This window comes from Exiguobacterium sp. A1_3_1, assembly GCF_048985645.1.
GTDB classification, from domain to species: Bacteria; Bacillota; Bacilli; order Exiguobacteriales; family Exiguobacteriaceae; genus Exiguobacterium_A; species Exiguobacterium_A indicum.
The window spans coordinates 1-7,743 of record NZ_WBYY01000158.1 but is presented as its reverse complement, the minus strand read 5'-3'; the positions used below and the strand labels follow the sequence as shown (position 1 = coordinate 7,743).

The window sequence follows — 7,743 nt, the reverse complement described above, 5'->3', positions numbered from 1 at the left end:
TGGGCTCGGAGATGTGTATAAGAGACAGGTATACGCTTTTGTTGAAGCAACAGCGATTTCTGGACCTGCATGGAGTAACAATGTTGCGTTAGCTTCACGTGACAATGTTGATCCTGGAACGTTCGTGATTGTCAGTGCCGGGTGACCGAGTTTCTTCGCTTCGACGAGAACAGCACGGCTATCCGCTGTTTCACCTGATTGTGAAAGGAAGAGGAAGAGCGGTTTCTCTGTCAATAATGGCATGTTGTATCCGAACTCAGAAGAGATGTGCACTTCTGTCGGGATGCCTGCGATTTGTTCGATCAACTGTTTTCCGATCAAACCAGCATGGTAGCTTGTTCCGCAACCGATGATGTAGACGCGGTCACGACCAAGTACGAGATCACGGACTGATTGATCGAGTGTGATGTCGCCTGCTTCGTTTTGATATTTTTGAACGATGTTCCGGATGACTGCTGGTTGCTCATCCATCTCTTTGAGCATATAGTGCGCGTACGTTCCTTTTTCGATATCTGATGCATCGATTTCAGCCGTGTACGCTTCACGCTCTTGGACGTTCCCGTCGAGATCTTGGATCGTCACGCTATCACGCGTCAAGATGATCATCTCACCATCATGCAACTCAACGAATTGATCCGTTACTTGCAACATTGCCATTGCGTCTGAAGCGACGACGTTGAACGTACCATCACCGAGACCGACGAGAAGTGGTGATTTGTTTTTCGCGACGTATAAGACGTCTGGATTTTCAGCATCGATCAACGCGAGGGCATACGAACCATGCAAGACACGGAGTGTTTGACGGAATGCTTCCGCGACGTCACCTGTCTCGTTGAAGTTCTTTTCAATCATCTGAACGATGACTTCTGTATCCGTGTCGCTCAGGAGATCGACGTTCAATTCTGCTTTTAGTTGCTCATCGTTTTCGATGACACCGTTGTGCACGAGTGTGAAACGTGCTGACGCACTTTGGTGTGGGTGCGCGTTTGGTACACTTGGGACACCGTGTGTCGCCCAACGTGTATGTCCGATTCCGACTGTGCCGTCTGCCTCAGCAGGAACGACTTCGCGTAGCGCAGCAATCCGGCCAACTTCTTTGTGGACTTGGACGCCGTCGTTGACGAACGCAAGACCTGCCGAGTCATAGCCGCGGTACTCGAGCTTCTCGAGACCTTTTAATAAAATTTCTTTCGTGTTGACCTGTCCGATCATACCTACGATTCCGCACATGTTACATCTCTCCATTTACAAGTATTTCCCTAAAGAGGAAACGGCTCTTGTTGAGAGGATCCCGATCGGTCTGTTTGTCCGTCCAATCACTTGGACGATTTCAGAACGATTTACGGTATGGATCTGGTACCGGGAGGCATCCGCCGAATGATTCGATAAACCTCCACCTCGTCAGCTTTCAACCTACGAAGAAAGCCCTGGCGCTTTTTAGTTCCGTCTGACCCCGTTTCTGTCCGACTTCACCATCATACGAACTTTACTTTGAAAAAGCAAGAAAGGTAACGTAGTTGTAACTATTCCCGATATTTCACTAATCAATACGTATAATCCCTATTTTTTGTAAAAATCTCAAGCTGTTTTTCTAAAATAATTGTAAAAAAAGAAGCAGAGCAATCGCTCTGCTTCGGGTTTCTTAGTTTTCTTGTAACGCATAGTTCTCACGAACGACATTCGCGATCCGCTCGACGTACGCATCACACGCTTCTTGTGTCGGAGCTTCCGCCATGACACGAACGAGTGGTTCTGTTCCTGACGCACGAACGAGGATCCGTCCGTTCCCCGCCATTTCCGCTTCAACTTCCGCAATGATTGCTTGTACAGCAGGACCGCTCATTGCGCCATTTTTATCTGAAACACGGATATTGACGAGACGTTGTGGGAAGATCGGCATCTCAGCTGCGAGTTCTGATAACTTCTTCCCTGTCGCTTTCATGATTTGCAACAACTGGACGCCTGACAACATGCCGTCTCCTGTCGTTGAGTAATCCATGAAGATGATGTGCCCCGACTGTTCGCCACCGAGCGTATAGTCGTTCTTACGCATCTCTTCGACGACATAACGGTCACCGACTGCTGTCTGAAGCGCCGTCATCCCGTTTTCTTTGACGGTTTTATGAAAACCGAGGTTACTCATGACCGTCGCAACGATCGTGTTGTCTTTCAGACGACCAAGTTCGTTCAAGTATTTCCCGCAGATGAACATGATTTTATCACCATCGACGATATCGCCGTTCTCATCGACTGCAATCAAGCGATCGCCGTCGCCATCAAATGACAAACCGACATCTGCGCTCTTTTCTTTGACGAAGGCAGCAAGGTGTTCAGGGTGTGTCGAACCGACACCATCATTGATGTTGAGTCCGTTCGGATTCGTTCCGATCGTCGATACTTCTGCTTCCAAGTCACCAAATAGACGTGGTGCGAGGCTTGACGTCGCTCCGTGTGCACCGTCAATCGCGACATGGATGCCTGAGAAATCTTCATCCGATGTCTGACGAAGCATATGCAGATACTTTTGTGCACCCTCAAAATAATCATGAACGAAGCCGAGTTCTTTTCCGGCTGGGCGTGGCAATGTATCTTCTGCTTCATCGAGTAATGCTTCAATTTCAAGTTCTGTTGCGTCATCAAGCTTAAAGCCGTCTGATCCGAAGAACTTGATCCCGTTATCTTCTACTGGATTGTGCGACGCGGAAATCATGACTCCTGCTGTCGCATCCATTGTTTTTGTCAGATACGCGACACCTGGTGTCGAGATGACACCTAGACGCATGACTTCTGCACCGATCGATAACAGACCCGCGATAAGTGCGTTCTCAAGCATTTGACCAGAAACACGTGTATCGCGTCCAATTAAGACTTTAGGTCGTGTGCTTTCGTGTTTTGTTAACACGTAACCACCTGTTCGACCGAGGCGATACGCCAGTTCCGGTGTCAATTCTACGTTTGCGACGCCGCGTACGCCGTCAGTTCCAAAATACTTACCCATATGTTATTTCCTCATTTCACTAATTTGTTTTAATTGGTCGGAACGGATGTCCGAGGCACGGCTTTTAACGTGACATCCATGTTATCCGGACGCAAGACATCGAAGGCTTTCGACGTCTGGTATGAAATCGGCAATCCATGTGTTCCTTCTTTTAGTCCTGTCACGTCGATGACCGCTTTAATGTCCGTCGCATCAATCGATGCTAGATCCGATTCTTTCCCACGGACAACGACATCCATCGTTTGGTTATAATCAATCGTATACTTCGACTCATCAAACCCGTTCAATGTGACCGTCACACCCGGGATCGTTTTCTCTGCTCGATCCTCGACGGTTTCTGTCGTCGATTTCGCGTTTTCCTTTTCAACGACGATATTGACGGTAACCTGTGTCGGATCCATCGCCGTCGCGTTTTCCGGTTCCACGAGTTTGACGGTTTTTTCCGTCGTCTTCGTCAATCCCTTAAGCGAGACCGCTTCTGTATCAACGGAACCAATCCGTTCCAACTCTTCTTTTGTTCCATATAGACGAGCTTCCGTCGTGACGGGAACGATCTTGACAACGGTATACCCTTTTTTGACGTTGTCTTTTGTCTTCACATTGATTGGTACCGTCTTACTTTCCTTATAGATCGGTACTGTGATTTCTAATTGCTCCGGTTGATAAGATGCATTAATCGTATTCCCGTTCGCATCCGTCGCTTTAGCATTGAACGTCTCTTTGAACGTCTCTGCCCGACCGGTCACATCAATCGGTACTTGGATTGCTGAAATCGCCTGTAACTTCTCCGCGCCTCCCGTGACTTCAACAGTTTGTTGGTTCGGTTGCGCTTCCCCAGCGACATATCCTTCAGCGATTTTGTTTTTATTGAGTAAGGCGACTTGTACCGGTACTTCTTTCGTAATTTTCTTATCGAGGAAGACTTCGATCGTCTGTTGTTTCGGCGTCACTTCGACATCTTTTCCAAAGCCAGTCGGTGTGACACGGACACGATGATAGCCCGGGTCGAGACCTTTCAAATCAATCGATAATCCAAAATCCTGAACAAGCCGGAGCATCGTCAAGCTACTCGAAGGACCTTTAACGGTGACCTCCATCGTATTTGGAATATTATAGGCGACCCATTGCGATTCATCATACTGGACCGTGACCGGTACGTCAAACTTCGTCGAGCCTTGTCCTGCGATCGGTAACAGACTAGCGGCATCGCTTTTTCCCGTCGTATTCGAACCTGCGACCATCAAATACAACATGACGGCTAAGGCAACGGCAACGATGCGTAAAAACCAGCGCTCATTGAACCACTTTTCGAACATTATTTTTTCGCCCCCATCCAGTTCAAGAAGGAAGTATTCGTCGGTTCGGCCTTGACGATCGTCTCAAGTAACTTCGTCCGCAAGGATTCTTCGTCGAGTTCCCGGTATAGACGTCCATTGATGGCGAGTGAGACACCACCCGTTTCTTCCGAGACGACGAGCGTGACACTATCCGTCACCTCACTGACACCAATTGCTGCGCGGTGACGTGTTCCAAGCTCTTTTGAGATATGTGCACTCTCAGACAGCGGTAAGTAACAAGCGGCTGCTGCTAACTTGCCTTGCTGGACGATGACGGCACCATCATGTAAGGGTGTATTCGGAATGAACAAGTTGATCAGCAACTGACTCGTGATTTGTGAGCCGAGCGGAATACCCGTCTCCACGTATTCACTCAGTCCAGTCTCCCGTTCAATCGTCACGAGTGCCCCAATACGCCGTTTTGACATGTACTGAGCAGACGATACGAGCGCATCGACGATTCGAATTTGTTCATCTTCATCACTGACCGCACTACGCGAGAAGAATTTACTCGTTCGTCCTAAATGTTCCAGTCCACGCCGGAGTTCGGGCTGGAAGATGATGATAATCCCCAGTAACCCATAGGTGATGATTTGATTCAGTAAGAATTGCAGTGTTTTGAGTCCAAAAAAGCCACTCAGGAACCAACTGATCAAAATGACCGAGATCCCTTTAATGAGCTGGACCGCTTTTGTTCCTTTGACGATGATCATGAGACGGTAAATGACGAACGTCACGACCGCAATATCAATCACGTCATTAATATAATCGTACCAATGTACGTTTTCTCCCAGTTTCAACAATTGAAATTGAAGTGGTTGCCAGCTGAAGTAATTCACCAACCGTGCCCCCTAACTCATCTGATTTAAACAGTTTCCATTATAGCACAAAGGGACGAGTTCGACTCGTCCCAGCTGATTATTGAAATAGACGCTTGATTCCGTACCATACGCGTTCGAATAATTGATCGATTTCCTTGATTTCTCCGGTCACGCTACCAGCACTCGCCGTGTACGCTTTCCCGTCAACGGTCATGACGTCGCCATTGACTTTCCCTTCGATGCGGACGTTCCCGCCTTCGACATAGAGATCTTGATCGACCGTGACACCTTTCGGGACAACGACCTCACCATTTTGAGCGACGATGCCTGGTGCATTCGTATAAGATAAGTCATGTTCTTCCTGTGCCATATAACCACCAAGGCTACCGACCGACAAAAGTAAGAAAACAGCCGCTGCCGCGAGCAATGGATATTGCTTCATCTTCCCTCCAAAACGAGACGGTTGCGGTTGGTGCAGCAAAGCAGCGCTTGGCGTCTCCACCTGTTCAGGCAATTGTGCCAGCACGCGGGATGTAAAATCTGCCGATAATTTAGGCGCTGGAAGTTGACGCAGTCGAGCATCAAGGAGCCGATACTCTTCGAACTCGTCCATCGCGTCTACTTCTCGTAACTCTGCTTCTAATCGCTCGAATTCCTCAGGTGGTTGGTTTTGGTCTAAATAATCCTGGATCCGTTCATGTACATGCTCTCGTGACATGGTGAGTTCCTCCTTCTCATCGTTTGGCAAAATGCTTCTTCAGCGCTTCTCGTCCACGATGAATTCTAGTTTTGACAGTAGCGACAGGTAATTCGATCATTTCACTGATTTCCTTTAGCGAAAGATCCTCTACATATTTCAGGACGAGTGGGACACGGTATTTTTCTGGTAAAGCCGCAATCGCGTCCCCGACTTCGTTTCGTTGCTCGTTATCGACCACTTGGTCCTCCGGCAAGGTGTCCTTGCTCTCGAGTTGTGAATACAATGTCAGTCCTTCAGTACCTGACATCTCAGCATCAAGAGAATAATCAGGTTTCTTTTTCCGTAATCGGTCAATCGATACGTTCGTGACGATTCGGTACAACCAAGTCCGGAACTTCCATTGTGCATTATACGAATCAATTTTCGTAAATACACGGATGAAGGCTTCCTGTGTCGCATCCTCCGCTTCCATTCGATCGCGCAAGACACGGAAAGCCACAAGAAAGGCACCTTCCTTATATAGATCAACAAGTGCCGCGAATGCATCACGGTCTCCCTGTTTCACTCGCTCAATTAAGCGTAGTGTCGTTTCTTCCACTTTGAATACCCCCCGCTCTATGCGGTCAATCTCTTATACGAAGTCGACCGATAAATGTTTCATCTCCTTTTAAATTGTAACAAAAAAAACTTGAACCCCGATGAAAAGAGTTCAAGTTCTATCCATTATTTTACTAAGCGATGTGTTTCCATTGCCAAAAGTAGATCTCCGATTAGTTCATTCGCAAGTTCTGCTGTTCCGTTTCCTTCTTCAAGCAACGGATTCACTTCAACGAATTCAGCTGCAATGAAGTCTTCTGCCGTTGCGCAATGCTGGAGCACTGTCTTCGCATCGTCTAAGAAAATACCGTCGGCGACACGTGTTCCGGTACCGACGACGAGTGATGGATCGAGACCATCCATATCAAAGCTAAGATAGAACGCATCCGTCGTTTCCTTCAAATAGGCAATCGCTTCTTCCATGATCGCGTCCATTCCCCGAGTTCGGATCGCTTCCATATCATAGACACGAATACCAAGACGATCAATCAGCTCTTGTTCGCCTGGATCAACGTCACGTAATCCGATGAAGACGAGATGTTCCGGTTGCAGTTTGACATCGGTTCCTCCGACTTCCGTTAAACGCTGATGTCCTTCCCCAAGGGCGACAGCGAGCGGCATGCCGTGAATATTGCCAGACGGTGATGTTTCCGGTGTATTCAAATCACCGTGTGCATCGAACCAGATGACACCAAGACGGGGTACAGTCTGACGTAACCCTGCAATCGTTCCGATCGCCATGCTGTGATCGCCACCGACTAATAACGGAAAACGTTGCTCCGATAACGCGTCACGTACGATCAGGTGCAAGTCATTCGTCGTATGGACGACGCCTTCAAGACGTTTTAGCTTCGGATCTTCTTCCCGGACTGCATCCTCGGATAAGACAGCCGCTTCCCCGTAGCGTACTGCTTCTTGTCCCCGTGCTTCAAGTGTCGCGAGTAGACCGGCTTTTTCGACAGCAGCAGGTCCGTGTTCAGTGCCTGGCTTTCCTTGTCCATAACGGTACGGTACGCTGATATACGCGATGTTCATACGATATTCCCCCTATGTCATAGTCACTTCTACATGTATTGTAAGCGGTAACAAACGAGTGGTTCAACTCAACAAAAAAACGCATGAATATACAAAAAAACACCGTGAAGGGAATCACGGTGTTCTTGCGTACGTACTCTGGTTATGCTTGGCATTTCATATAAAAAAAACTTAAGACGAACGAAACTCGCTTAAGATCTTTAAATAAAATTGGTGGAGCCTAGCGGGATCGAACCGCTGACCTCCTGCGTGCAA

At 48.0% G+C, this 7,743-nt stretch carries 7 protein-coding genes; all 7 read right to left on the bottom strand.

Annotated elements, in window-relative coordinates; translation table 11 throughout:
- Window positions 1-1,230, bottom strand: a 1,230-nt coding sequence (gene glmS / locus F8N00_RS14450; protein WP_421018436.1) for a glutamine--fructose-6-phosphate transaminase (isomerizing), incomplete at its 3' end; no start/stop codon positions are given.
- Between the two features lie 412 nt (window positions 1,231-1,642).
- Complete coding sequence (glmM, locus tag F8N00_RS14445) at window positions 1,643-2,998, bottom strand: phosphoglucosamine mutase (RefSeq protein WP_023466667.1); 1,356 nt, start codon at window positions 2,996-2,998, stop codon at window positions 1,643-1,645.
- A 29-nt stretch (window positions 2,999-3,027) separates the two neighbouring features.
- Window positions 3,028-4,314, bottom strand: a complete 1,287-nt coding sequence (locus tag F8N00_RS14440) for a CdaR family protein (protein ID WP_023466665.1) — start codon at window positions 4,312-4,314, stop codon at window positions 3,028-3,030.
- The gene (cdaA, locus tag F8N00_RS14435; protein ID WP_023466663.1) at window positions 4,314-5,174 is read right to left on the bottom strand and encodes a diadenylate cyclase CdaA; all 861 of its coding nucleotides are present in this window, start codon (window positions 5,172-5,174) and stop codon (window positions 4,314-4,316) included. Before cdaA ends, F8N00_RS14440 begins: the two co-directional genes overlap by 1 nt.
- 79 nt (window positions 5,175-5,253) lie before the next feature.
- Window positions 5,254-5,874: an anti-sigma factor gene (locus F8N00_RS14430; protein ID WP_023466661.1), complete on the bottom strand. Its 621-nt coding sequence runs from the start codon at window positions 5,872-5,874 to the stop codon at window positions 5,254-5,256.
- Between the two features lie 16 nt (window positions 5,875-5,890).
- Window positions 5,891-6,454 (bottom strand): RNA polymerase sigma factor SigW, encoded by a 564-nt coding sequence (gene sigW, locus F8N00_RS14425; protein ID WP_023466660.1) that lies wholly within the window; start codon window positions 6,452-6,454, stop codon window positions 5,891-5,893.
- 125 nt (window positions 6,455-6,579) lie between these two features.
- Window positions 6,580-7,488, bottom strand: coding sequence for an arginase (rocF, locus tag F8N00_RS14420; protein ID WP_023466659.1), 909 nt, complete (start codon window positions 7,486-7,488; stop codon window positions 6,580-6,582).
- Window positions 7,489-7,743 lie beyond the last annotated feature (255 nt).